General features: G+C 67.6%; 21 protein-coding genes. 11 read left to right on the plus strand and 10 right to left on the minus strand.

Going from position 1 to position 21,853, the window contains the following annotated elements:
- Window positions 1-3: 3 nt before the first annotated feature.
- The 4 genes from AB0H49_RS02750 to AB0H49_RS02765 all read right to left on the minus strand — a co-directional run bounded on the left by AB0H49_RS02750 (window position 4) and on the right by AB0H49_RS02765 (window position 3,060).
- Window positions 4-855: an ABC transporter permease gene (locus tag AB0H49_RS02750; protein ID WP_355000357.1), complete on the minus strand. Its 852-nt coding sequence runs from the start codon at window positions 853-855 to the stop codon at window positions 4-6.
- A 4-nt stretch (window positions 856-859) separates the two neighbouring features.
- Window positions 860-1,624, minus strand: coding sequence for an ABC transporter permease (locus AB0H49_RS02755; protein WP_067791272.1), 765 nt, complete (start codon window positions 1,622-1,624; stop codon window positions 860-862).
- A gap of 297 nt (window positions 1,625-1,921) precedes the next feature.
- On the minus strand, window positions 1,922-2,827 hold the full coding sequence (locus AB0H49_RS02760; RefSeq protein ID WP_357246342.1) for a 3-oxoacyl-ACP reductase: 906 nt from the start codon (window positions 2,825-2,827) through the stop codon (window positions 1,922-1,924).
- Window positions 2,828-2,871: 44 nt separating this feature from the next.
- Entirely contained in the window at window positions 2,872-3,060 is a 189-nt protein-coding gene (locus tag AB0H49_RS02765; RefSeq protein WP_141807579.1) for a ferredoxin, read from the minus strand.
- A 151-nt stretch (window positions 3,061-3,211) separates the two neighbouring features.
- Between AB0H49_RS02765 and AB0H49_RS02770 the strand changes: the two genes are divergently transcribed.
- The 3 genes from AB0H49_RS02770 to AB0H49_RS02780 all read left to right on the plus strand — a co-directional run bounded on the left by AB0H49_RS02770 (window position 3,212) and on the right by AB0H49_RS02780 (window position 6,118).
- On the plus strand, window positions 3,212-4,405 hold the full coding sequence (locus tag AB0H49_RS02770) for an acyl-CoA dehydrogenase family protein (RefSeq protein WP_355000359.1): 1,194 nt from the start codon (window positions 3,212-3,214) through the stop codon (window positions 4,403-4,405).
- A gap of 19 nt (window positions 4,406-4,424) precedes the next feature.
- On the plus strand, window positions 4,425-5,528 hold the full coding sequence (locus AB0H49_RS02775) for an acyl-CoA dehydrogenase family protein (RefSeq protein ID WP_357246345.1): 1,104 nt from the start codon (window positions 4,425-4,427) through the stop codon (window positions 5,526-5,528).
- A 125-nt stretch (window positions 5,529-5,653) separates the two neighbouring features.
- A complete protein-coding gene (locus AB0H49_RS02780; protein ID WP_357246348.1) occupies window positions 5,654-6,118 on the plus strand; it encodes a hypothetical protein in 465 nt (154 codons plus the stop codon).
- 30 nt (window positions 6,119-6,148) lie between these two features.
- Here the strand turns inward: AB0H49_RS02780 and AB0H49_RS02785 are convergent, their stop codons facing one another.
- A complete protein-coding gene (locus AB0H49_RS02785) occupies window positions 6,149-6,736 on the minus strand; it encodes a TetR family transcriptional regulator (protein ID WP_357246351.1) in 588 nt (195 codons plus the stop codon).
- A gap of 100 nt (window positions 6,737-6,836) precedes the next feature.
- Here AB0H49_RS02785 and AB0H49_RS02790 point away from each other — a divergent pair, with 100 nt between their 5' ends.
- A complete protein-coding gene (locus AB0H49_RS02790; RefSeq protein ID WP_357246354.1) occupies window positions 6,837-8,018 on the plus strand; it encodes an FAD-dependent monooxygenase in 1,182 nt (393 codons plus the stop codon).
- 118 nt (window positions 8,019-8,136) lie between these two features.
- Here AB0H49_RS02790 and AB0H49_RS02795 read toward each other — a convergent pair whose 3' ends face one another.
- The gene (locus AB0H49_RS02795) at window positions 8,137-9,786 is read right to left on the minus strand and encodes an acyl-CoA synthetase (RefSeq protein WP_357246356.1); all 1,650 of its coding nucleotides are present in this window, start codon (window positions 9,784-9,786) and stop codon (window positions 8,137-8,139) included.
- Window positions 9,787-9,846: 60 nt separating this feature from the next.
- Between AB0H49_RS02795 and AB0H49_RS02800 the strand changes: the two genes are divergently transcribed.
- Entirely contained in the window at window positions 9,847-10,629 is a 783-nt protein-coding gene (locus tag AB0H49_RS02800) for a crotonase/enoyl-CoA hydratase family protein (RefSeq protein ID WP_355000365.1), read from the plus strand.
- Window positions 10,630-10,690: 61 nt separating this feature from the next.
- Here the strand turns inward: AB0H49_RS02800 and AB0H49_RS02805 are convergent, their stop codons facing one another.
- Window positions 10,691-11,110 carry a VOC family protein gene (locus AB0H49_RS02805; protein ID WP_067791250.1) on the minus strand — a complete coding sequence of 140 codons (420 nt, stop codon included), beginning with the start codon at window positions 11,108-11,110 and terminating at the stop codon, window positions 10,691-10,693.
- A 178-nt stretch (window positions 11,111-11,288) separates the two neighbouring features.
- Between AB0H49_RS02805 and AB0H49_RS02810 the strand changes: the two genes are divergently transcribed.
- Window positions 11,289-12,281, plus strand: coding sequence for a sigma-70 family RNA polymerase sigma factor (locus AB0H49_RS02810; RefSeq protein WP_357246361.1), 993 nt, complete (start codon window positions 11,289-11,291; stop codon window positions 12,279-12,281).
- Window positions 12,282-12,524: 243 nt separating this feature from the next.
- On the opposite strand, the gene AB0H49_RS02815 is transcribed toward AB0H49_RS02810, so the two are convergent.
- Window positions 12,525-14,075 (minus strand): acyl-CoA synthetase, encoded by a 1,551-nt coding sequence (locus tag AB0H49_RS02815; protein ID WP_357246364.1) that lies wholly within the window; start codon window positions 14,073-14,075, stop codon window positions 12,525-12,527.
- Between the two features lie 70 nt (window positions 14,076-14,145).
- The gene (locus AB0H49_RS02820) at window positions 14,146-15,183 is read right to left on the minus strand and encodes an LLM class F420-dependent oxidoreductase (RefSeq protein ID WP_355000369.1); all 1,038 of its coding nucleotides are present in this window, start codon (window positions 15,181-15,183) and stop codon (window positions 14,146-14,148) included.
- Window positions 15,184-15,402: 219 nt separating this feature from the next.
- On the opposite strand from AB0H49_RS02820, the gene AB0H49_RS02825 reads away from it, so the two are divergent.
- The 4 genes from AB0H49_RS02825 to AB0H49_RS02840 are packed head-to-tail and all read left to right on the plus strand — an operon-like array spanning window position 15,403 to window position 18,994.
- The gene (locus tag AB0H49_RS02825; protein WP_357246367.1) at window positions 15,403-16,368 is read left to right on the plus strand and encodes an OB-fold domain-containing protein; all 966 of its coding nucleotides are present in this window, start codon (window positions 15,403-15,405) and stop codon (window positions 16,366-16,368) included.
- A 12-nt stretch (window positions 16,369-16,380) separates the two neighbouring features.
- Window positions 16,381-17,415: a thiolase domain-containing protein gene (locus AB0H49_RS02830; RefSeq protein ID WP_357246370.1), complete on the plus strand. Its 1,035-nt coding sequence runs from the start codon at window positions 16,381-16,383 to the stop codon at window positions 17,413-17,415.
- Window positions 17,412-18,581 (plus strand): thiolase domain-containing protein, encoded by a 1,170-nt coding sequence (locus AB0H49_RS02835; protein ID WP_355000372.1) that lies wholly within the window; start codon window positions 17,412-17,414, stop codon window positions 18,579-18,581. The genes AB0H49_RS02830 and AB0H49_RS02835 overlap by 4 nt, the downstream gene beginning before the upstream one ends.
- Complete coding sequence (locus AB0H49_RS02840) at window positions 18,578-18,994, plus strand: nuclear transport factor 2 family protein (RefSeq protein ID WP_357246374.1); 417 nt, start codon at window positions 18,578-18,580, stop codon at window positions 18,992-18,994. The genes AB0H49_RS02835 and AB0H49_RS02840 overlap by 4 nt, the downstream gene beginning before the upstream one ends.
- 79 nt (window positions 18,995-19,073) lie before the next feature.
- Here the strand turns inward: AB0H49_RS02840 and AB0H49_RS02845 are convergent, their stop codons facing one another.
- Window positions 19,074-20,339: a cytochrome P450 gene (locus AB0H49_RS02845; protein ID WP_357246377.1), complete on the minus strand. Its 1,266-nt coding sequence runs from the start codon at window positions 20,337-20,339 to the stop codon at window positions 19,074-19,076.
- A 131-nt stretch (window positions 20,340-20,470) separates the two neighbouring features.
- On the opposite strand from AB0H49_RS02845, the gene AB0H49_RS02850 reads away from it, so the two are divergent.
- Complete coding sequence (locus AB0H49_RS02850) at window positions 20,471-21,634, plus strand: steroid 3-ketoacyl-CoA thiolase (protein WP_355000375.1); 1,164 nt, start codon at window positions 20,471-20,473, stop codon at window positions 21,632-21,634.
- Window positions 21,635-21,853: the final 219 nt, after the last annotated feature.

The raw sequence follows: 21,853 nt of genomic DNA on the forward strand, positions 1-21,853 counted from the left end.
CGCCTACCCGGAAAGATGGAAGTTGCCGGAGGTGCCGTAGATGGCCAGCGAGATCAGCAGGGTCACCGTGACCACCGCGACCAGCGAGGCCCGCACCGCGTTGCCGACCGCCACACCCACGCCGACCGGGCCGCCCGCGGCGTAATAGCCGTAGTAGGTGTGGATCATCATGACCGCCAGTGCCATGAAGATCGCCTGGGCGAAGGACCAGAGGATGTCGCTCGGGATGAGGAACGTCGAGAAGTAGTGGTCGTAGACGCCCGCCGACTGCCCGTAGATCACCACCGTGGCGAACCGGGCCGCCACGAACGAGGCGATCACCGCCAGCGCGTAGAGCGGCACGATCGCGATCATCCCGGCCAGCACCCGCGTCCCCACCAGATACGGCACCGGACGGATCGCCATGACTTCCAGTGCGTCGATCTCCTCGGAGACCCGCATGGCGCCGAGCTGCGCGGTCGAACCCGCGCCGATGGTGGCCGCGAGGCCGATGCCCGAGATCACCGGCGCGGCGATGCGCACGTTGATGAACGCGGAGAAGAAGCCGGTCAGCGCCTCGACGCCGATATTGCCCAGCGAGCTGTAGCCCTGCACCGCGATGGTGCCGCCCGCGAACAGCGTCAAAAACCCGACGATCACCACCGTGCCGCCGATGACGGCGAGCGCGCCGGTGCCCATGCTGATCTCGGCGATCAGCCGGATCGTCTCGGTTCGGTAGTGGATGAGGGCGCGTGGCATGGAGGCCAGCGCCTGCCCGTAGAACACGGCGTGCTTGCCCACCGAGTCCAGCGAATCCGATATCCGGCGCACCCGCCGCACCGCCCGGGGGAAGCGGGACTGGATCACGAAGGCCATCGCGTCACCGCACCGTGAACTTGATGCCGACGGCGGTGACCACCACGTTCACCACGAACAGGGCCATGAAGGCGAAGACGACGGTCTGATTCACCGCATCACCGACACTCTTGGGACCGCCTTTGACGTTCAGGCCGAGGTAACAGGCCACCAGTCCGGCGATCAGCCCGAACAATCCGGCCTTCACTTCGGAGATGATCAGCTCGGGCAATTTGGTGAGCAGCGTGATGCCGTTGACGAACGCGCCGGGGTTCACGTCCTGCAGATAGACGGAGAACAAGAATCCGCCGACGATGCCGATCGTGCACACCAGGGCGTTGAGCAAGAGCGCGACGAACATCGAGGCCAGCACTCTCGGCACCACCAGCCGCTGGACCGGGTCGATGCCGAGAACGCGCATCGCGTCGATCTCTTCCCTGATGGTTCGAGCGCCGAGATCCGCGCAGATCGCGGTGGCGCCCGCGCCCGCCACGATGAGCACGGTGACGATCGGTCCGACCTGGGTGACCGTGCCGAACGCCGCGCCCGCCCCGCTCAGGTCGGCCGCGCCGATCTCGCGCAAAAGAATGTTCAGCGTGAAGCTCACCAGGACGGTGAACGGGATCGCGACCAGCAGGGTCGGCACGATGGACACGCGCGCGATGAACCAGGACTGATCGATGAACTCACGCGCTTGAAAGGGCCTGCGGACGCTCGCGCGGGCGACTTCCGCGGTGAGTTCGAAGAACCCACCGACGGCCCGCAACGGGACAGCAAGGACCTCGTTCATCCGCGATCCTCCTAGCTCAACTGCACGTACTGCTGCATGGCGCGACACGGCACCATGGCCGCGTCGCCGGATTGATTAGAACATGTTCACATGGTCGTCGTGCGGTTTTCTTCACATTTGAACTGCACGTTTTCTAGATGACGGCCCTCGAATATGAAACGTGTGTCATACGAAGGCGGTGACCCCGTTGTGAGGAGTCACACACCATCACCATGTCTACCAAGTGCCGGACTCATGATCAACAGCTGGACAGTTGATCAGTTGTTTCCTCGTCGATCGCTGCGATCGCCCAGGCGCTCAGCCGAGTTCGGTCAGCGAAGAGGCCGAGAAGGTCTGGCCCGCCGGTCGCTCGGCGAAGTAGCCGGAGAGCGTGTCGGCGAGATCGCCGGAGTCCCAAGCGTCGCCCGCGGCATCGAAGCGCCGCTCCACGACGGGCGCGGCCATCAGCGCCACCATCGGTCCGTAGACCACGAACAACTGCCCGTTGACCGAATCGGCCGCGGGCGAGGCGAGATAGGCGACGAGCCGCGCGACGTGATCGGGCGAGAGCGGATCGACACCGGCCTCGGGAGCCGCGCTGAACACCGCCTCGGTCATCGCCGTGCGCGCGCGGGGCGCGATCGCGTTGGCTCGCACGCCGTAGCGCGACAGCGCCCGGGCGGCCGAGAGAGTGAGGGCGGTGATGCCCGCCTTGGCCGCGCCGTAGTTGGCCTGGCCCTCGGGGCCGAGCAGGCCCGCCTCGGAGGAGGTGTTGATCAGGCGGCCGTAGACCGGCGCGCCCGCCTCCTTCGACTTCGCGCGCCAGTAGGCGGCGGCGTTGCGGGACAAGAGGAAATGGCCGCGCAGGTGGACCGCGAGCACGGCGTCGAAGTCCTCGTCGGACATGTTGAACAGCATCCGGTCACGAGTGATGCCCGCGTTGTTGACCACGATGTCCACGCTGCCGAACGCCTCGTTCGCGGTGCCGATCAACGCGTCGGCCGTCGAGCGTTCCGCGATGCTGCCCGCGACGAACTCCGCCTTGGCGCCGAGCGCCCGGATCTCGGCGAGCGTCTCGGCGACCGCCTCGGATTCCGCGAGGTCGTTGACCACCACCGACGCGCCCGCGCCCGCCAGTGCGAGCACCTCGGCCTTGCCGAGTCCCGCGCCCGCGCCGGTCACGATCGCCACACGGCCCGCCAAACTCAGATCAGTTTCGTTCACCGGCCCGACTTTAGAACGTGTTCCAACCTACTGGCAAGAAACTTTCACTGAAGTTTCAGCGCGGCTTTCGGGCACTGCGCCACCGCGTCCTCGACATCGCCGAGGCGGTCCTCCGCCACGTCGGCCGTCAGGATGTGCAGCTGGTCCTCGTCATCGAGTTCGAACACGTCGGGGGCGATTCCAACACAGATTCCGTTCGCCTCGCACAGATCCAGATCGACGCTGACCTTCATGGAAACTCCTTTACTGCGACTCTTCTCGAAGCCTACAAGCCCGCGCTGCCACGCGCGCCGCCATCGGCCGGATTCCTCGGCAATACTGGAACATGTTTCAGTCGATATGCAATCATCGGGACAAGCGAATCGAAGGACACGAGGTTTTGCCATGCGCATTGCGTACACGCCGCAGCAAGAAGAGCTCCGCGCCGAGTTGCGCGACTACTTCGCGCGGCTGATCACACCGGAGCGCCGGGCCGCGCTGAGCGCGACGACCGGTGAGTACGGGCACGGCAATGTCTACCGCGAGGTCGTCCAGGAGATGGGCCGCGACGGCTGGCTGACGCTGGCCTGGCCCAAAGAATACGGCGGCCAGGACCGGCCGACCATGGACCAGCTGATCTTCACCGACGAGGCCGCCATCGCGGGCGCCCCGGTTCCGTTCCTCACCATCAACTCGGTGGCGCCCACGATCATGCACTACGGCAGCGAGGAACAGAAGAAGTTCTTCCTGCCCAAGATCGCCGCGGGCGAGCTGCACTTCTCCATCGGCTACTCCGAGCCGGGAGCGGGCACCGACTTGGCCAGCCTGCGCACCTCGGCGGTGCGCGACGGCGACGAGTACGTGATCAACGGCCAGAAGATGTGGACGAGCCTGATCGCCTACGCCGACTACGTCTGGCTCGCGGTGCGCACCGATCCGAGCGCCAAGAAGCACAAGGGCATCAGCATGCTCATCGTGCCGACCACGGCCGAGGGCTTCTCCTGGACGCCGGTGCACACCATGGCGGGCCCCGACACCAGCGCCACCTACTACCAGGACGTGCGCGTTCCGGTCAGCTCGCTGGTCGGCCAGGAGAACGGCGGCTGGGCGCTGATCACCAACCAGCTCAACCACGAACGCGTCGCGCTCACCTCGGCGGGGCCGCTGACCGTCGCGCTGAACCAGACCCTCGAATGGGCGCGCAACACCAAGGCGGGCGACGGCTCGCGCGTCATCGACCAGGAATGGGTACAGCTGAACCTGGCCAAGGTGCACGCCAAGGTCGAGTACCTGAAGCTGCTCAACTGGGAGATCGCCAGCCGCGCCGACGCGGGCGGCGACGCGGCGCCGCGCCCGTGGGACGCCTCGACCTGCAAGGTATACGGCACCGAGCTGGCCACCGAGGCGTACCGGCTGCTGATGGAGGTCCTCGGCCCGCAGGCCTACCTGCGCCAGGACTCCCCCGGCGCCGAACTGCGCGGACGCCTCGAGCGCTTCCACCGTGCCGCGCTGATCCTGACCTTCGGCGGCGGCACCAACGAGGTGCAACGCGACATCATCGCCATGACCGCCCTCCGCCAGCCCGCCGCCGCGCGCTGAGCAGAAAGCAGAGACCACCATGGATTTCACCCCCACCGAAGCTCAGCTCGACCTGGCCCGTCTGACCGGCGAGGTGTGCGGCAAGCTCGTCACGGCCGACCGGCTGCGCTCGCTCGACGTGGCGGGCCGGTTCGACGAGCCGCTGTGGAAGTCGTTGGCCGAGACCGGGATTCTGGCCGCGGCGCTGCCGGAGAACGTCGGTGGCAGCGGACTCGGCGCGCTGGAGCAGACCGCGGTGCTTCGCGAGCTCGGCAAGTCGGTCGCCGCCGTTCCCTACCTCTGGTCGATCGTGGTCGGCGCGGGCGCGCTGGCGCGGTTCGGGTCCGAGAGCCAGCAGGCGCTTGCCGCTCAGGCGGGCGAGGGTTCGGCGATCTTGACCGCGGCGCTGGCCGAGGAGCACAACTACGAACCGGCCAAGCCGACCACCGTCGCGCGCGAGAGCGACGGCGGGTGGCGACTGACCGGCGCCAAGACCACGGTGCCCCACGCCGATCGCGCGGCCCGAGTCCTGGTGCCCGCCACGGTTTCCGGTGTGCCCGCGGTCTTCCTCGTCGATCCCGCCGACGCTTCGGTGTCGGTCACCGCGCAGCACGTAGTGGATCTCAGCGCGGAGTTCGGCGTCGAATTCACCGACACCCCTGCCGAATTGGTCGGCACCGTGGACGGCGGCGCGGAGCTGCTCGACTGGATCCTCACCCGCGCCTGGCTCGGGCTCAGCGCCCAGCAGTTGGGCACCGTCGAGAAGGCGCTGGAACTGGTCGCCGACTACGCGCGCGAACGCGAACAGTTCGGCAAGGCCGTCGGCAGCTTCCAGGCGGTCGCGCAGCGTTTGGCCGACGCCTACATCGACGTGCAGGGCTTGCGCCTCGCGGTCACCCAGGCCGCATGGCGGCTCGCCGAGGACATGCCCGCCGCCGAGGCCGTGCACACCGCCAAGTTCTGGGCCGCCGACGCGGGCCACCGCGTCGCCCACACCGTCGTGCACGTGCACGGCGGCGTCGGCATCGACCGCGACCACATCGTGCACAACTACTTCACCGCCGCCAAGCACAACGAATTCGCCCTCGGCGCCGCCACCGACCACCTCCGCGCCCTCGGCGCCCTCCTCGCCACCCCTTCCTGATCCCAGCGGCACAACCGCTCCCGGACATCGGCCCGTCGGCACAACCGACGGGCCGATCGTCGTTCCGGGGACCACCGGCAACGTCGTTTACTGAACTAATTCAGATAAGTGGCTACACTGGCGTCATGGCAGCGAAGAACTTCCCGTTCAGCGACTTGATCCGGAAGCAGACGTCCGTTTTCCCGGCACTCGAGAACGCCGACGTCATCCTGGAGCGTCGTGACGCGGAGAACCTGGTGCTGTCCAGGTCCGAGCGCTTCGAAGCCAAGGACACGGCCGTGCGACTGCTGGCGCGCACGATCGCGATCATCGCCAAGTCGAACCGCGGTCTCGCCGAAGAGGTATTCGCCGAGGAACTGCCGTGGCTCAAATGGCTACCCGAGACCGGCAGGAGCGAAGCGGTCACGGAACTACTCGACCATCTCATCGCCGGTGCGGACACCGGACTGTTCACACCGTTCGCACGCGACTTGATCGCCTGGCAGCACACGGCCGAGATCTACGCGCAGCCGGAATTGGCGCGGCAACTCGCAGGTCCCTTCGAGCTGTCGGACTTCGGTGAGGTGCCCCGACCCGGATCCGCGGAATGAAGCTCAGGAGCTTCAGCCACTGACCCATCGCTAGGCGGTGGGTGGGGTGGAGGTCAGGTAGCGCTGGAGGGTGGGGGCGATGTCGGCGATGAGTTGGGGTGGGGTCATGGCGACGACCGGGGGGAGCCGGAGGACGTAGCGGCACAGGGCCAGGCCGAGTAGTTGGGTGACGACGAGGCCGCTGCGGCGGGGAGCGTCGGCCGGATCGCCGAAGCGGAGGACCGCGGGGAGCACCTGTTCGGCGAAGACCGCCCGGAAGCGGTCGGAGACGGCGTCGTCGGTGATGGACGAGCGCAGCAGAATCAGCAGGACGGTGTTCTGCTGATCCTCCCAGATCGCGAGAAAGCGACGGATCAGCAACTCGCCCAACGTGTCCGGCTCGGCGGCGGCCAGATCCGGCAGTTCGAGATCGATGTCGACGGCCGCCGCGAACAGCCCGTCCTTGCTGCCGAAATAGCGCATCACCATGGACGGATCGATGGCGGCGTCGGCGGCGATGGCGCGGATCGTGGCTTTGCGGAATCCTTCGGCGGCGAAACGCTCCCGCGCCGCCTCGAGAATCGCGGCGCGGGTCGCGTCGGAGCGACGGGCGGGGGGCTGATCGGACGACTCTGTCATGCCAACGATTGTAGGCCAACAACTGTTGACTTCCATGCGAGCCCGGCTCTATCGTTATGCCAACAAGCGTTGGCCTACAGTTGTTGACATAGGAGCCAGTATGAACGCCACCCCGCTCCCCAGCACCACCTCGGTACTCGTCGTCGGCGCCGGACCCGCCGGACTCACCGCCGCCATCACCCTCGCGGACGCGGGCGTCGACGTCGTCGTCCTGGACCGGCTCACCGAGGGCGCCAACACTTCTCGCGCGGCCGTGGTGCACGCGCGCACCCTCGAGGTCCTCGCCGAACTCGGTATCGCCGACGAACTGATCCTGCGCGGAATCCAGGTTCCGCGTTTCACCGTGCGCGACGGCGCGCACACCCTCGCGACCATCGAGTTCGGCGACCTCCCGACCCCGTACCCGTACACCCTGATGACCCCGCAGGACACCACCGAGGCGGTACTCCTCGAGCGCCTGCACAAGGCGGGCGGCCGGGTGCACCGGCCGTACGTGGTCACCCGTGTCGTGAACGAAAAGGACGGTGTCACGGTCGAATACACCGATGCGGCGGGCGACGCGGGTGTCATTCGCGCCGACTACGTCATCGGCGCCGACGGCATGCACAGCACCGTGCGCGAGCACGCGGGCATCGGCTTCACCGGCGACACCTACCCGGCGTCGTTCGTCCTTGCCGACGTGCGGATGACGTGGCCGATCGCCAGAGACGAAGTAGCGCTGCACCTTTCGCCGGAGGGCGTGACTGTCGTAGCGCCGCTGCCCGACGCCGCGCAACCCGACCGGTACCGGGTGGTCGCCACGCTGGACGAGGCGCCCGAACACCCCACCGCCGACGACATTCAGGCGATCCTGGACGCGCGCGGCCCCGGCGGCGACATCCGAGTGCGGGAAGTGCTGTGGTCGTCGCGATTCCGTGTGCACCACCGGGTGGCCGACCGTTACCGCGCGGACCGGATCCTGCTGGTGGGCGACGCCGCTCACGTGCACAGCCCGGCGGGCGGTCAGGGCATGAACACCGGCATCCAGGACGCGGCCGCCCTCGGTCCGTTGCTCGCGCGGGTACTGGCGGGTGAACCGCAGGCGCTCCTGGACGAGTACGAAGCCACCCGCCGCCCGGTCGCCGTGGAGGTGGTGGCGTTCACCGACCGCATGACGAAGATGGCCACCCTGCGCCCGCGCGTCGCGCGGCTCGCGCGCAACACCGCGCTCTCGGCGCTGACTCGAATTCCCGCGTTCCGCGATCGCCTCGCCTTCCGCTTGGCCGAGCTGACGACCCGCTGATCGAAAGCAACTGTCGATCAGCGACTTCGATGGGCTGCCGGGATCGGGCAGCGGAACAACCGGACACGACGAAGGGCCGCCGCGATCTTCAACGCGGCGGCCCTTCCCGTATTACCGACTACTTGGCGCTCGCCTCGGCGTGCTCGTCCGCCGGACGCGCCTCGGTTTGAGCCTTGGCCCACCGGTAGTCCGGCTTGCCCGCGGGGGAACGCTTGATCTCCTCGACGTACCAGAGGCTGCGCGGGAGTTTGTAGGGGGCGATCTCCTTGGTCAGCACGGGGCGCAGATCCTCCAGGGTCGGGCGGTTGTCGCCGCGACACTGGACGACCGCGACGACGCGCTGGCCCCAGCGATCGTCGTCGACGCCGACCACCAGGGCGTCGAAGATCTCGGGGTGCGACTTGAGCGCGCCCTCGACCTCCTCGGGGAAGATCTTCTCGCCGCCGCTGTTGATGCTGACCGAACCGCGGCCGAGCATCGTGACGGTGCCGTCCTCCTCGACCCGCGCGTAATCACCGGGGATCGAGTAGCGAATCCCGTTGAACTCCTTGAAGGTCGCGGCGGTCTTCGCCTCGTCCTTGTAGTAGCCGAGCGGAATGTGCCCCTTGCGCGCGAGGATGCCGATCTGGCCGGATCCCGGCACCACCGGATTGCCCGCCTCGTCGAGCACCTCGGTGGAAGCGTCGATCTTGACCCGCGGGCCGCCGGTGTGCGCCTCGCCCTTCGTGACCATGCTGAGCCCGCCGAACCCGGTCTCGGAGGACCCGATCGAGTCGGTGATCATCCGGTTCGGCAGCAGATCGAGCAGCTTCTCCTTGATGGCGGGCGAGAAGAGCGCCGCGCTGCTGGCGATCGCGAACAGCGTCGAAAGGTCGTAGGGCTTTCCGGTTTCCGGGTTGCCCTCGATCAGCGCGTCCAGCATCGGCCGCGCCATGGCGTCGCCGGTGATGAAGATGAGGTTGATGCCGTGGCGGTCGATGTGCTGCCACACGCCGTGCCCGGTGAACTCCGGGATCATCACGGTCTTGCCGCCGCCGAACAGGCTCTGGAAGGTGGCCCACTGCGAGCCGCCGTGGATCATCGGCGGAATCGGGAACCGGGTCATCGGCGGGTTGGCCGCGCCGAGCTTGGCGAGATCCCATTCGTCGGCGACGTATTCACCGGTGAGGAAGTTGATGCCGCCACCGAGCACGCGCCACACGTCCTCCTGCCGCCACATCACGCCCTTGGGCATGCCGGTGGTGCCGCCCGTGTAGAGCATGTACAGGTCGTCGGGGGAACGTTCGCCGAAGTCGCGCGCGCCGGAGGACTGCGCGAGGGCCGCCTCGTATTCCACCGAATCCGCTGCGGTGGGGATCGTGCCGGTCGTATCGTCGTCCACGACGATGACGGTGCGCAGCTGCGAGGACGCGGCCCGAACCGCGGCCACTTTGTCGCTGTAGCGGCGCTCGTGAATCAGCGCGACCATGTCCGAATTGTCGAAGATGTATTGCAACTCGTTCTCGACGTATCGGTAGTTCACGTTGATCATCACGGCGCGGGCCTTGAACACCGCGACCATGGCCTCGACGGCCTCGATGGTGTTGCGCGAGTAGATGCCCACCTTGTCGCCCGGCTGAACACCGTGTTCCAGCAGGTAGTGGGCCAGTTTGTTGGCGCGCTCCTCCAGCTGGGCGTAGGTCACCTCACGGCCGTCGTCGGCCAGCGCGACGCGATCGGGCATGAGGTCGATGGCATGTTCGACGAGGTCGGCTATGTTGTGGCTCACACGCTAAAAATAGAACGTGTTACTGTTCTTGACAAGGCTCGAAAGTCAGGAGAATCAGCAATGCCGCACTGCCTCGTCGAGAAGCGCGATCACGTTCTCATCGTCACCATGAACCGGCCCGAGGCCCGCAACGCGCTGTCGGCCGAAATGATGGCGATCATGCGCGACGCCTGGGACCAGGTGGACAGCGATCCGGAGATCCGGGTGGCGATCCTGACCGGCGCGGGCGGCGCTTTCTGCGCGGGCGCGGACCTCAAGGCGATGACCGCACAGCACCCCGGCGATTCGTTCAAGGGCGGCGGCTGGGATCTGTCCAAGATCGAGGCGCTGCTCAAGGGCCGCAGGCTCACCAAGCCGCTGATCGCGGCGGTCGAGGGCCCGGCCATCGCGGGCGGCACCGAGATCCTGCAGGGCACCGACATCCGCGTGGCCGGTGAGAGCGCGAAGTTCGGTGTGTCCGAGGCGCGCTGGGGCCTGTTCCCGCTCGGTGGCTCCGCGGTGCGCCTGGTGCGCCAGATTCCCTACACCGTCGCGGCCGACATCCTGCTCACCGGCAGGCACGTCACCGCGGCGGAGGCCAAGGAGATCGGCCTGATCGGGCACGTCGTCCCGGACGGCACCGCGCTGGACAAGGCGCTCGAACTGGCCGACCTGATCGCGGCCAACGGCCCGCTCGCGGTGCAGGCCATTCTGCGCACCATCCGCGACACCGAGGGCATGCACGAGGAAGAGGCCTTCAAGATCGACGCCGAACTCGGGACAGCGGTCTTCAAGTCGGCGGACGCCAAGGAGGGGCCGAAGGCGTTCGCGGAGAAGCGCAAGCCCACTTTCACCGGCAACTGAGCGCCGAATACGACTCGGCCCCCGGCGCGTTCGCGCTCGGGGGCCGCGTCGCGTCCGGGCGTCAGTTGGCGCCGGGGTAGTCCATCCAGAACGGCTCCCACTGGTGGCCGTCGGGGTCGATGAAGGTACGGCCGTGCATGCCGACCTGAGCCTCCTGCGCGCGCTTCTCCTCGTTCACTTCCTCGGTGGCGCCCGCGGCGACGGCGGCGTCGGTCAGCTGGTCGACCTCCTGCGCGCTGGACAGCGAGAGCGCGTAGGCGGCGGCCGTGGCCGAGACGGTGTCGGCGATCGGGCGCTTGCTGAAGGTGGTGAAGTATTCCCTGGTCAGCAGCATCAGGCAGATGTTGTCGTCGACGACGATGCAGGAGGCGTTCTCGTCGGTGAAGTCCTGGTTGACCTTCCAGCCCAGTGCCTCGTAGAAGGCCTTCGACCGGTCCAGATCGGTGACCGGAAGGTTGATGAAGATCATCTTGCTGCTCATGTTCTCGTCCTCTCGGGGCGCGTCGGCGTGTTCACAGGTAGAGACGGAGCCCGCGGCAGGAACTAATCGCTACGAGCGCCTGTGATCGCGGTCACGCCGTTTTCGGCCGATCTTGGTCCGGGTACCAGCGGGTTTTCGGGCCTGTTTTGTGTCGGTGGGCTGTGGCATGGTGGCACCCATGACCGACTCGTCCAGCCCGTCCACCACCCTCTCCCCCGACGTTCTCGCGTCGTTCGAGGGTCACCGGCGGGAGCTGTGCGCCTACGCGTACCGCATGCTCGGCTCGTCCTTCGAGGCCGAGGACGCGGTGCAGGAGACCTTCACGCGGGCGTGGAAGTCCTACGCCTCCTTCGAGGGCCGGGCCAGCCTGCGATCCTGGCTGTACCGCATCGCCACCAACGTCTGCCTCGACATGCTCGACGGCCCGCAGCGCCGCGCCAGGCCTATGGACCTCTCCGGCCCCGGCACGCCGGATTCGCCGCTGCCCCCGCCGCAGCCCGACTACGTCTGGATCGAGCCGATCCCCAACGCCCTTGCCTTCGGGGCGGATCCGGCCGAACACGCGGCGACCAAGGACACCCTGCGCCTCGCTTTCGTCGCGGCCTGTCAGCATCTGCCCGCGACCCAGCGCGCCATCCTGATCATGCGCGAGGTGCTGCGCTTCTCGGCGAGCGAGACCGCCGAGGCGCTGACCATGTCGCCCGCCTCGGTGAACAGCGCCCTCCAGCGCGCCCGCGCCACCATGTCCAAGGTGCAGCCCACCAGCACCGACGGCTACGACGAATCCGACGACGACCAGCGCAAACTCGTCGACGACTTCGTCGCCGCTTTCGAGGCCTACGACATGGACGCGCTGACCACACTGCTGAAAGCCGATGTGGCACTGTCCATGCCGCCCTTCGATCTCTGGATCTCCGGGCCGGAGAACGTGGCCGAGTTCATGCTCGGCACCGGTAGCGCTTGCGCGGGCTCGCGAATGGTGCGGTTGGAAGGGGCGAACGGTCATCCCGCGTTCGGGCATTACAAGCCGAGCGAGGAGCCGGGGGTCTTCGTGCCGTGGTCGATCACGGTGTTGGAGTTGGATGGGGAGACCATCGCGGGGCTGAACTTCTTCTTGGATACGGAGCGGTTGTTCCCGCTGTTCGGGCTGCCGATGGAGTTGCGGGACTGACTATCGACCCCCGCAACATTGGGAACTGTCTCCCAACCGCAGGCCCCGCACCCGAGAACCGCGACCCAGGGCCCCGACGCTCCCACACACCCGCCGAACGCCTCACATAGGCACCGCCTATGCGAGGCGTGTACAAGGTGTGTGGGACCAGCCAGACTTCGAACAACCCGGATGCAGGCGCATGGGGAAGGCTTCAGCGGAAGGACTGAGGCCGCCTAGGCGAATCAGCGGCGGCTCCGCAATTCACGACGCGGGCACGTAGCGCTCTCGGAGTTTGCGCTTGTACAACTTCCCGTTGGGGTCCCGGGGGAGCTCCGCGAGGTAGTCGATCGACCGCGGCATCTTGTACTTCGCCAACTGCGTTGCGGCGAAAGCGAGTAGTTCCTCGGTAAGCCCGTCGCCGACCTCCACCCCGTCCGCGGGCTGGACCACCGCCTTCACCTCCTGCCCCCAATCGGGATGCGGGATACCGAAAACCGCCACATCCGCGACCTTCGGATGCGTGACGAGGACGCTCTCGATCTCGGCCGGGTAGATGTTCACCCCGCCGGAGAGGATCAGATCCGAGCGCCGGTCGCAGAGGTAGAGGTAGCCGTCCTCGTCGAGGTAGCCGATGTCGCCGACGGTGAACAGGTCGCCGACTCGCGCGTCCTCCGTCTTGGCCTTGTCGTGGTGGTATTCGAAGCTGGAGGCGCCCATCTTCATGTACACCAAGCCCGTTTCGCCGGCGGCGACCTCGCTGCCGTCCTCCTCGCTGAGCACCTTGATCACCGACCACGGCCACGCCTTGCCGACCGAGCCGGGCTTGCGCAGCCAGTCGGCGCCGTTGATCACCGTGCCGCCGCCTTCGGTCGCCGCGTAGTACTCGGTGACCGTCGGCCCCCACCACTCCAGCATCTGGCGCTTGGTCTCTTGCGGGCACGGCGCCGCGCCGTGCACCATGCTGCGCAGCGAGGTGACGTCGTACTTCGCGCGCACCTGCGCGGGCAGCGCGAGCAGCCGGTGGAACTGAGTGGGCACCATGTGGCTGTGGGTGACCCGGTACTTGTCGATCAGGCGCAGCATCTCCTCGGGTTCCCACTTGTCCATGAGAACGAGCGTGTGCCCCAACTGGATCGAGATGGTCGCGAAGTTCAGCACCGCGGTGTGGTACAGCGGCGAACCGCAGATGTGCACGTGATCGTCGTAGGGCGCGAGCTCGAACAGGCCGAAGAAGGCGGCGGTGTGCGGCGGGACGACGTCGGGGTCGGCGCCGGTGAGCGGACGCCGAACTCCCTTGGGCCGCCCCGTGGTTCCCGAGGTGTAGAGCATCGGCGCGCCGGTGGCGCGCTCGGACGGACGACCGGTGTCGGCCGCGCCGAGCCAGGCCACCGACTTGAAGCCCTCGATCTCGCCGACCGAAAAGCGCGCCGACGCAGGCAAACCGGCCTCGTCGGCCGCCGCCTTGGCCGCGGCGGCGAACCGGTCGCTCGCGATGAACGCCTTGGCCTCGCTGTCCTGCAGGATGTAGGCCACCTCGGGACCGGTGAGGTGCCAGTTCACCGCCACGATGTACAGGCCCGACTGGTAGGCCGCGAAGTAGGCGGCGACCGCCTCGACGCAGTTGTGCACCATGCCGACCAGCACGTCGCCGGTCCGCAGGCCGAGGGCGCGCAGCCCGTTGGCGTAACGGTTGGCGAGTGTGGCCAGTTCGCGATAGGTCACCTCCCGGCCCGAGGGATCGACCATGGCGATCCGGTCGGGTTCGGCGTTCGCGATGTTCCACAGACCGAGAATTCGCACTGACTCTTGCACAGGGGGACGGTGCGGAGGCGGAGCCGAGGGGGTGGGTGAGGCAGTCACCTCATTGAATCTAGAACGCGTTCTACTGATCGACAAGGGGTGCGAGTCGGTCCAATTGCGCCAGATCCGGAACCGACACCAGCATCATGGTGACGCCCGCGGCCTCCCAGACCTTCAATTGCTTCCGCACATGCTCCTCGTCGCCGATGATGGCGGTGTCCAGAATCAGCTCGTCCGGGACGACGGCCGCCGCCTCGGCCTTCTTGCCCGCCTGGAACAGCTTGCCGATCTCGTCGACCTCGCGGTCGTAGCCCATCCGGCGGTAGACCTGGGCGTGGAAGTTCAGCTCCGGCGCGCCCATGCCGCCGATGTAGAGCGCCATGATCCAGCGCATCTTCTCCAGCTCCGCGGCGGGGTCGTCGGTGATCACCACCTGGCAGCTGGCCGCGATCTCGAAGTCCTCGCGCGACCGGCGAGCGCCCGCCCTGGCAAACCCCTCGTCGAGCCAGTCGTTGTACATGTTCGCCAGGCGCGGCGCGTAGTAGATCGCCAGCCAGCCGTCGGCGATCTCGGCGGTGAGCGCCACGTTCTTCGGCCCCTCCGCGCCGAGCCAGATCGGCAAATCCGCACGTAGCGGGTGCACGATCGGCTTGAGCGGCTTACCGAGCCCGACCGAACCCGGCCCGGTGTAGGGCAGCGGGTAGTGCGGGCCGTCGCTGGTCACCGGCGCCTCCCTGGCGAGGATGCGGCGGATGATGCCGACGTACTCGCGGGTGCGCTGCAAGGGCTTGGCGAACGGCTGCCCGTACCACCCCTCCACCACCTGCGGACCGGAAACCCCGAGCCCGAGGATCGCCCGGCCGCCGCTGAGATGGTCGAGGGTCAGCGCGTGCATCGCGGTCGCCGCGGGCGTGCGTGCCGACATCTGCACCACCGAGGTGCCAAGCCGCACCCGCTCGGTGGACGACCCCCACCAGGTGAGCGGACCGAAGGCGTCCGAGCCCCACGATTCCGCGGCGAACACGGCGTCGAATCCGGCTTTCTCGGCCGCGACGACCAACTCCCCCGCATTCTGCGGCGGCTGCGCCATCCAATAGCCGAGCTGCAATCCGAACTTCATGATCGTCCCTTTCCGAGCAACGTCCCTTGCCACCAGAATAAGAACCTGTTCTACTCGATAGCGTGACCAAGGGGAATACCGCGTCCAGCGTATTCACGGGTGGGGGCCCGACGGGATGAGCACCGCCGCGAGCTGGCGGGACGAACCCGCCCTGGCGCGCGGCGCGACGACGGCCGCCGGAACAGCGGCGGGTGATGAACAGCTGAGAGAGGGTCGGAATTGGACACCAGCACGGCACCCGATGTGCTGAGCGCCCCGCTGCGGGCGCGATTCGACTACACACGGTCGGTGGGACCGACCATCGGCCGATTCCTGACCGGTCTGCGGAGCCGCAAGGTGGTCGGCGTGCGCGGGACGGACGGCCGGGTTCTGGTGCCGCCGCCCGAATACGACCCGGTCACCAGCCTGCCGCTGACGGAGTTCGTCGACGTCGCCGACACCGGCGTCGTCGCCTCCTGGACCTGGGTGCGCGAGCCGCTCCCCGGCCAGCCCTTCGACCGGCCCTTCGCCTGGGCGCTGATCCAGCTGGACGGCGCGGACAGCAGCATGCTGCACGCCGTCGACGTCGCCGGACCGGACCAGATGCGGACCGGCATGCGGGTGCGCGCGCGGTGGGCCGAACAGACCGAGGGCACCATCAAGGACATCGTCTGCTTCGAGCCGGGCGAGCAGTCCACCGCCGAGCCCGTCACCGAGAGCGGCGAGCCGGTGACGATGATCGTCACGCCGGTCGACCTTTCCTACAAGCACACCGCTTCCCCGCAGGAGACCGTCTACCTGCGCGGACTCGCCGAAGGCAAGCTGATCGGCGCGCGCACCGACGCCGATGGCAAGGTGTACTTCCCGCCGCGCGGGGCCAACCCGACCGACGGCAGGCCGACCGACGACTTCATCGAGCTGTCCGATCACGGCACGATCACCACGTTCTGCATCGTGAACGTGCCGTTCCTCGGGCAGCGCATCAAACCGCCGTACGTCGCGGCCTACGTGCTGCTGGACGGCGCCGACATCCCGGTTCTGCACCTCGTACTCGGTTGCGAGGCAAGCGAAGTACGGATGGGCATGCGCGTGAAGGCGGTGTGGAAGCCGCGCGAGGAGTGGGGTCACGGTCTGGAGAACGTCGACCACTTCGAGCCGAGCGGCGAGCCGGACGCCGATTACGAGACCTACAAGCACCACCTGTGAGAGGCGCTTACGTTGACTGACAACGCCACCGACATCGCGGTCGTGGGCTTCGCCCACGCGCCGCACGTGCCGGAGACCTTCGGCACCACCAACGGTGTCGAGATGCTGGTGCCCTGCTTCCAGCAGCTCTACGCCGACCTGGGCATCACCAAGTCCGACATCGACTTCTGGTGCTCGGGCTCCTCCGATTACCTTGCCGGACGCGCCTTCTCGTTCATCTCGGCCGTCGACGCCATCGGCGCCGTCCCGCCGATCAACGAGTCGCACGTCGAGATGGATGCCGCGTGGGCGCTGTACGAGGCGTTCGTGAAGCTGAAGTCCGGGCAGGCCCGCACCGCGCTGGTCTACGGCTTCGGCAAGTCCTCGGCGGGCACGCTGCGCCAGGTGCTCACCATGCAGCTCGATCCGTACCTGGTCACTCCCCTGTGGCCGGACGCGCTGTCCATCGCGGGTCTCCAGGCCCGGGCCGGTCTCGACGCGGGCCGCTGGACCGAGCGCGACATGGCCGCGGTCGCGGCGGGCGACTCGGGTGACGTCGAAAGCCTGCTCGCCACACCGTATGTGGCCGATCCACTGCGCGCGCACGACTGCGCGCCGATCACCGACGGCGCGGCCGCCATCGTGCTCGCGGTCGGCGATCGCGCCCGCGAATTGTGCGAACGGCCCGCCTGGATCACCGGCATGGCCCACCGCATCGACACCCCCGTGCTCGGCGCCCGCGATCTCACCGTCTCCCCCTCGACTTCGGCTGCGGCGCAGGCGGTTACCGGCGGCGACCTGAGCGGCTTCGATATCGCCGAATTGCACGCGCAGTTCAGCCACCAGCAGCTGATCCTCACCGAGGCAATCGGATTGAAGCCGGAGACCACGGTGAATCCGTCGGGCGGCGCGCTGGCCGCCAACCCGATGTTCGCGGCGGGACTGGAGCGCATCGGTTTCGCGGCCGAAGCCATCATGGCGGGCAACGCCAACCGCGCACTCGCCCACGCCACCAGCGGCCCCGCGCTGCAGCAGAATCTTGTGACCGTTTTGGAGGCGCAGGCATGACCGTTCCGGCCGCGGTGCTCGGCACCGGACAGACCCATCACGTGACGAAACGAACCGACGTGTCGATGGCGGGCATGTGCCGCGAGGCAATCGATCGCGCGCTCGCCGACGCCGGGCTCACCATCGCCGATATCGACGCGGTCGTGGTCGGCAAGGCGCCGGACCTGTTCGAGGGCGTCATGATGCCCGAACTGCACATGGCCGATGCGCTGGGCGCTTCAGGAAAGCCGCTGCTGCGCGTGCACACCGCCGGTTCGGTCGGCGGTTCCACCGGCGTGGTGGCCGCCAACCTGGTGCAGGCGGGTGTGCACAAGCGGGTGCTCGCGGTGGCCTGGGAGAAGCAGTCGGAGTCGAATGCCATGTGGGCGTTGTCGATTCCGGTGCCGTTCACCATGCCGGTCGGCGCGGGCGCGGGCGGCTACTTCGCGCCGCACGTGCGTTCCTACATCCGCAGGTCGAACGCCCCGACCCACATCGGCGCGATGGTCGCGGTGAAGGACCGGCGCAACGGCGCCAAGAACCCGCTGGCCCACCTCCGGCAGCCCGACATCACGCTGGAATCGGTGCTCGCCTCGCAGATGCTGTGGGATCCGATCCGCTTCGACGAGACCTGCCCGTCCTCGGACGGCGCCTGCGCGATCGTCATCGGCGACGCGGAGGCGGCCGCGGCGGTCGAGGCCGAAGGCAAGAAGGTCGCCTGGGTGCACGGCACGGCGATGCGCACCGAGCCGACCACCTACGCCGGGCGCGACCAGGTCAACCCGCAGGCGGGCCGGGACGCGGCCGCCGCGCTCTGGAAGGCGGCGGGCATCACCGATCCGCTCGAGGAGATCGACGCGGCCGAGATCTACGTTCCGTTCTCCTGGTTCGAACCGATGTGGCTGGAGAACCTCGGTTTCGCGGCGCAGGGCGACGGCTGGAAGCTCACCGAGAAGGGCGAGACCGAGATCGGCGGACGCATCCCGGTGAACCCCTCGGGCGGCGTGCTCTCCTCCAACCCGATCGGCGCGTCCGGCCTCATCCGGTTCGCCGAGGCCGCCAAGCAGGTGATGGAACGGGCGGGCGACTACCAGGTCGATGGCGCGCGCAAGGCCATGGGTCACGCGTACGGCGGTGGGTCGCAATACTTCTCGATGTGGGTTGTCGGTTCGGAGAAGCCGGAATGACCGCCACCGAGCACCCCGCGCGCGCCGCCGGACTCGCCTCGCAGACGGCGGTGCGGGCGCGGGACAAGGACGCCTGGCTCGATCTCTTCGCGGCCGACGGGATCGTCGAAGACCCCATCGGCCCTTCGGGTTTCGATCCGGAGGGCAAGGGGCACCGCGGGCGCGACGCGATCGCGGCGTTCTGGGACAAGGCGATCGCGCAGACCGAATCGATCGAGTTCCTGTTCGACGATTCCTTCGCCTGCGGCAAGGAAGTGGCCTTCACGGGCACCATCCGCACCCGCATCGGCGGTCATGAGATCGACGCCGAGGGCGTGTTCACCTACAAGGTCGACGACGCGGGCAAGATCGTCGCTCTGCGCGCGTTCTGGGAAGTCGACCGGGCCATGTCGACCACCCGGCGCGTCGACTGATACCTGCTGCCCTTCCCGGCAGCACACGAAAGGCCCTCGAACCGGCTGGGTACTCCGGTTCGAGGGCCTTTCTCGTCCGTCAGTGCGCGACGGGACAGCCGCCCGTCTTGTAGTCGACCTGGAATTCCTTGATTCCGTTCAGCCAGCCGGAACGCAGCCGCTTCGGGTCGCCGAGCTTGGTGATGTCGGGCAGGTGGTCGGCGATGGCGTTGAAGATCAGGTCGATCTCCAGGCGGGCCAGGTTCGCGCCGATGCAGAAGTGCGCGCCGGTGCCGCCGAAGGACAGGTGCTGGTTGTCCTTGCGGGTGATGTCGAACTTCATCGGGTTCTCGAAGACGTCCTCGTCGAAGTTGGCCGACCGGTAGAGCATCACCAGCCGCTGGCCCTTCTTGATCTGCACGCCGCTGAGTTCGGTGTCCTCCAACGCGGTGCGCTGGAAGGAGGTGATCGGGCTGGCCCACCGGATGATCTCGTCGGCGGCGGTCGCCGGGCGCTCCTTCTTGAAAAGCTCCCACTGATCGGGGTTGTCCAGGAAGGCCATCATGCCCTGGGTGATCGCGTTGCGGGTGGTCTCGTTGCCCGCGACGGCCAGCAGGATGACGAAGAAGCCGAACTCCTCCTCGCTGAGCTTGTCGCCGTCGACATCGGCCTCGATCAGCGTGGTGACGATGTCGTCGGCGGGGCAGGCCTTGCGCGCGACGGCCATCTGATAGGCGTAGCCGAGCACCTCGGCGGAGGCGGCCACCGGGTCGGCGTCGTTGTCCGGGTCGTCGTAGCCCGTCATCTGGTTCGACCAGGCGAACACCTTCATCCGGTCTTCCTGCGGCACGCCGATCAGCTCGGCGATCGCCTGCAGCGGCAGCTCGCACGCGACCTGGGTGACGAAGTCGCCCGCCCCCGACGCGGCCGCCCTCTTCACGATGTCCTCGGCCCGGGCCGAGAGCTCGGCGCGCAGGCCGTTGATGGCGCGCGGGGTGAAGCCGCGCGAGATGATCTTGCGGAGCTTGGTGTGCTCGGGCGCGTCCATGTTGAGCAGCACGATGCGCTGCAGCTCGATCTGCTCGCGGGTGATGTCGTCGTTGAAGCGTGGGATCGCGGTGTTCTCGAAGCTGGAGAACACATCGCTGCGCCGCGAGATCTCCTTGACGTCGGCGTGCTTGCTCACCACCCAGAAGCCGTCGTCGTGGAAGCCACCGGTTTCGGGTGACTGCGGGTTCCACCAGATCGGCGCGGTCTTGCGCAGCTCGGCGAACTCTTCGACCGGAATTCGCTCGGCGTAGATGTCCGGGTCCGTGACGTCGAACCCTTCCGGCAGATTCGGGCGGGCGTTCCGAGTCTCAACCACCAGATGTCTCCTTCGACAAACTGAAACACGTTCTACAATCAATTGCAGCACAGCCGGAAGGACTAGTAAATAAGCGCGGCCCATCCGGCTGGCACACGTTTCAGTTTTGTCCCCTAGTGGAAGGTTCAAAGATGGGCACACCCGTCATCGTCGAGGCCGCTCGCACCCCGATCGGCAAGCGCGGCGGCTGGCTTTCCGGTCTGCACGCCGCCGAACTCCTCGGCCTGACCCAGCGCGGACTGCTCGAGCGCGCCCACCTGGACCCGGCCCAGGTGGAACAGGTGATCGGCGGCTGCGTCACCCAGGCGGGCGAGCAGTCCAACAACGTCACCCGGGTCGCGTGGCTGCACGCCGGGCTGCCCTGGCAGGCGGGCGCGACCACGATCGACGCGCAGTGCGGTTCGGCCCAGCAGGCCAATCACCTGGTGGCCGGCCTGATCGCCGCGGGCGCTATCGACATCGGCATGGCATGTGGCGTCGAGGCGATGAGCCGAGTTCCATTGGGCGCCAACGTCGGCGAGCACGCGGGGCCGCGCAGGCCCGCGTCATGGAGCATCGACTTGCCCAACCAGTTCGAAGCCGCGGAGCGTATTGCCAAGCGGCGCGGCATCTCTCGCGACGACGTCGACGCGTTCGGCGCGCGCTCGCAGCGGCTGGCCGCTCAGGCGTGGGCCGAGGGTCGCTTCGACCGCGAGGTGCTGCCGATCACCGCGCCCGCGGTGGACAAAGAAGGCAACCTCACCGGCGAGAAACTGGACGTCACGCGGGATCAGGGGCTGCGCGAGACGACAGTGGAGGGCCTCGCCAAACTGAAGCCGGTGCTGGAGGGCGGAGTTCACACGGCGGGCAGCTCGTCGCAGATCTCCGACGGCGCGGCCGCAGTGCTGCTGATGGACGAAAAGGCCGCGCAGCGAGCGGGTTTGCGTCCGCGGGCGCGGATCGTGACGCAGGTGCTCGTCGGCGCCGAACCGGAGTTCCACCTGGACGGTCCGGTGCAGGCTTGCACCCGCCTGCTCGAGCGCTCCGGGATGAATATCGGCGACATCGACCTTTTCGAGATCAACGAGGCATTCGCTTCGGTCGCACTTTCTTGGGCTTCTGTACATCAGCCGGACATGGACCGGGTGAATGTCAACGGCGGGGCTATTGCGATCGGCCACCCCGTCGGGTCGACCGGATCCCGGCTCATCACAACGGCTTTGCACGAACTGGAACGCACCGGCGGCAGCACCGCGATGGTGCTCATGTGTGCCGGTGGCGCACTGGCGACAGGTACGATCATCGAGAGGTTGTAGCAACTTCAACCAATTTCATACCCATTTGTTGAACGTTCATCCCAGAAGCCGCAAAACGTGTCGTACGCCACACAATGGCCAGTACAGCCGACTAGATGAGATGTCAGCTATCTTTTCGCTATCATTGCCTGGTCCGGGAAGAACCCCGCGACGGGCCAGAACCGGGTCGTACCGCCCTTGGACTAGAGACGTTGGCGCGACCCGCAAACGCAACCGTCT

Origin of the sequence: Nocardia sp. NPDC050713, from assembly GCF_040654315.1 — a bacterium.
GTDB lineage: Bacteria > Actinomycetota > Actinomycetes > Mycobacteriales > Mycobacteriaceae > Nocardia.

Excerpts from the sequence above, each read along its gene's own strand:
- AB0H49_RS02750 (WP_355000357.1), bottom strand. The coding sequence starts at position 855 with ATGGCCTTCGTGATCCAGTCCCGCTTCCCCCGGGCGGTGCGGCGGGTG.
- AB0H49_RS02755 (WP_067791272.1), bottom strand. The coding sequence starts at position 1,624 with ATGAACGAGGTCCTTGCTGTCCCGTTGCGGGCCGTCGGTGGGTTCTTC.
- AB0H49_RS02765 (WP_141807579.1), bottom strand. The coding sequence starts at position 3,060 with ATGAAGGTCAGCGTCGATCTGGATCTGTGCGAGGCGAACGGAATCTGT.
- AB0H49_RS02770 (WP_355000359.1), top strand. The coding sequence starts at position 3,212 with ATGCGCATTGCGTACACGCCGCAGCAAGAAGAGCTCCGCGCCGAGTTG.
- AB0H49_RS02775 (WP_357246345.1), top strand. The coding sequence starts at position 4,425 with ATGGATTTCACCCCCACCGAAGCTCAGCTCGACCTGGCCCGTCTGACC.
- AB0H49_RS02780 (WP_357246348.1), top strand. The coding sequence starts at position 5,654 with ATGGCAGCGAAGAACTTCCCGTTCAGCGACTTGATCCGGAAGCAGACG.
- AB0H49_RS02785 (WP_357246351.1), bottom strand. The coding sequence starts at position 6,736 with ATGACAGAGTCGTCCGATCAGCCCCCCGCCCGTCGCTCCGACGCGACC.
- AB0H49_RS02790 (WP_357246354.1), top strand. The coding sequence starts at position 6,837 with ATGAACGCCACCCCGCTCCCCAGCACCACCTCGGTACTCGTCGTCGGC.
- AB0H49_RS02800 (WP_355000365.1), top strand. The coding sequence starts at position 9,847 with ATGCCGCACTGCCTCGTCGAGAAGCGCGATCACGTTCTCATCGTCACC.
- AB0H49_RS02805 (WP_067791250.1), bottom strand. The coding sequence starts at position 11,110 with ATGAGCAGCAAGATGATCTTCATCAACCTTCCGGTCACCGATCTGGAC.
- AB0H49_RS02810 (WP_357246361.1), top strand. The coding sequence starts at position 11,289 with ATGACCGACTCGTCCAGCCCGTCCACCACCCTCTCCCCCGACGTTCTC.
- AB0H49_RS02820 (WP_355000369.1), bottom strand. The coding sequence starts at position 15,183 with ATGAAGTTCGGATTGCAGCTCGGCTATTGGATGGCGCAGCCGCCGCAG.
- AB0H49_RS02835 (WP_355000372.1), top strand. The coding sequence starts at position 17,412 with ATGACCGTTCCGGCCGCGGTGCTCGGCACCGGACAGACCCATCACGTG.
- AB0H49_RS02840 (WP_357246374.1), top strand. The coding sequence starts at position 18,578 with ATGACCGCCACCGAGCACCCCGCGCGCGCCGCCGGACTCGCCTCGCAG.
- AB0H49_RS02850 (WP_355000375.1), top strand. The coding sequence starts at position 20,471 with ATGGGCACACCCGTCATCGTCGAGGCCGCTCGCACCCCGATCGGCAAG.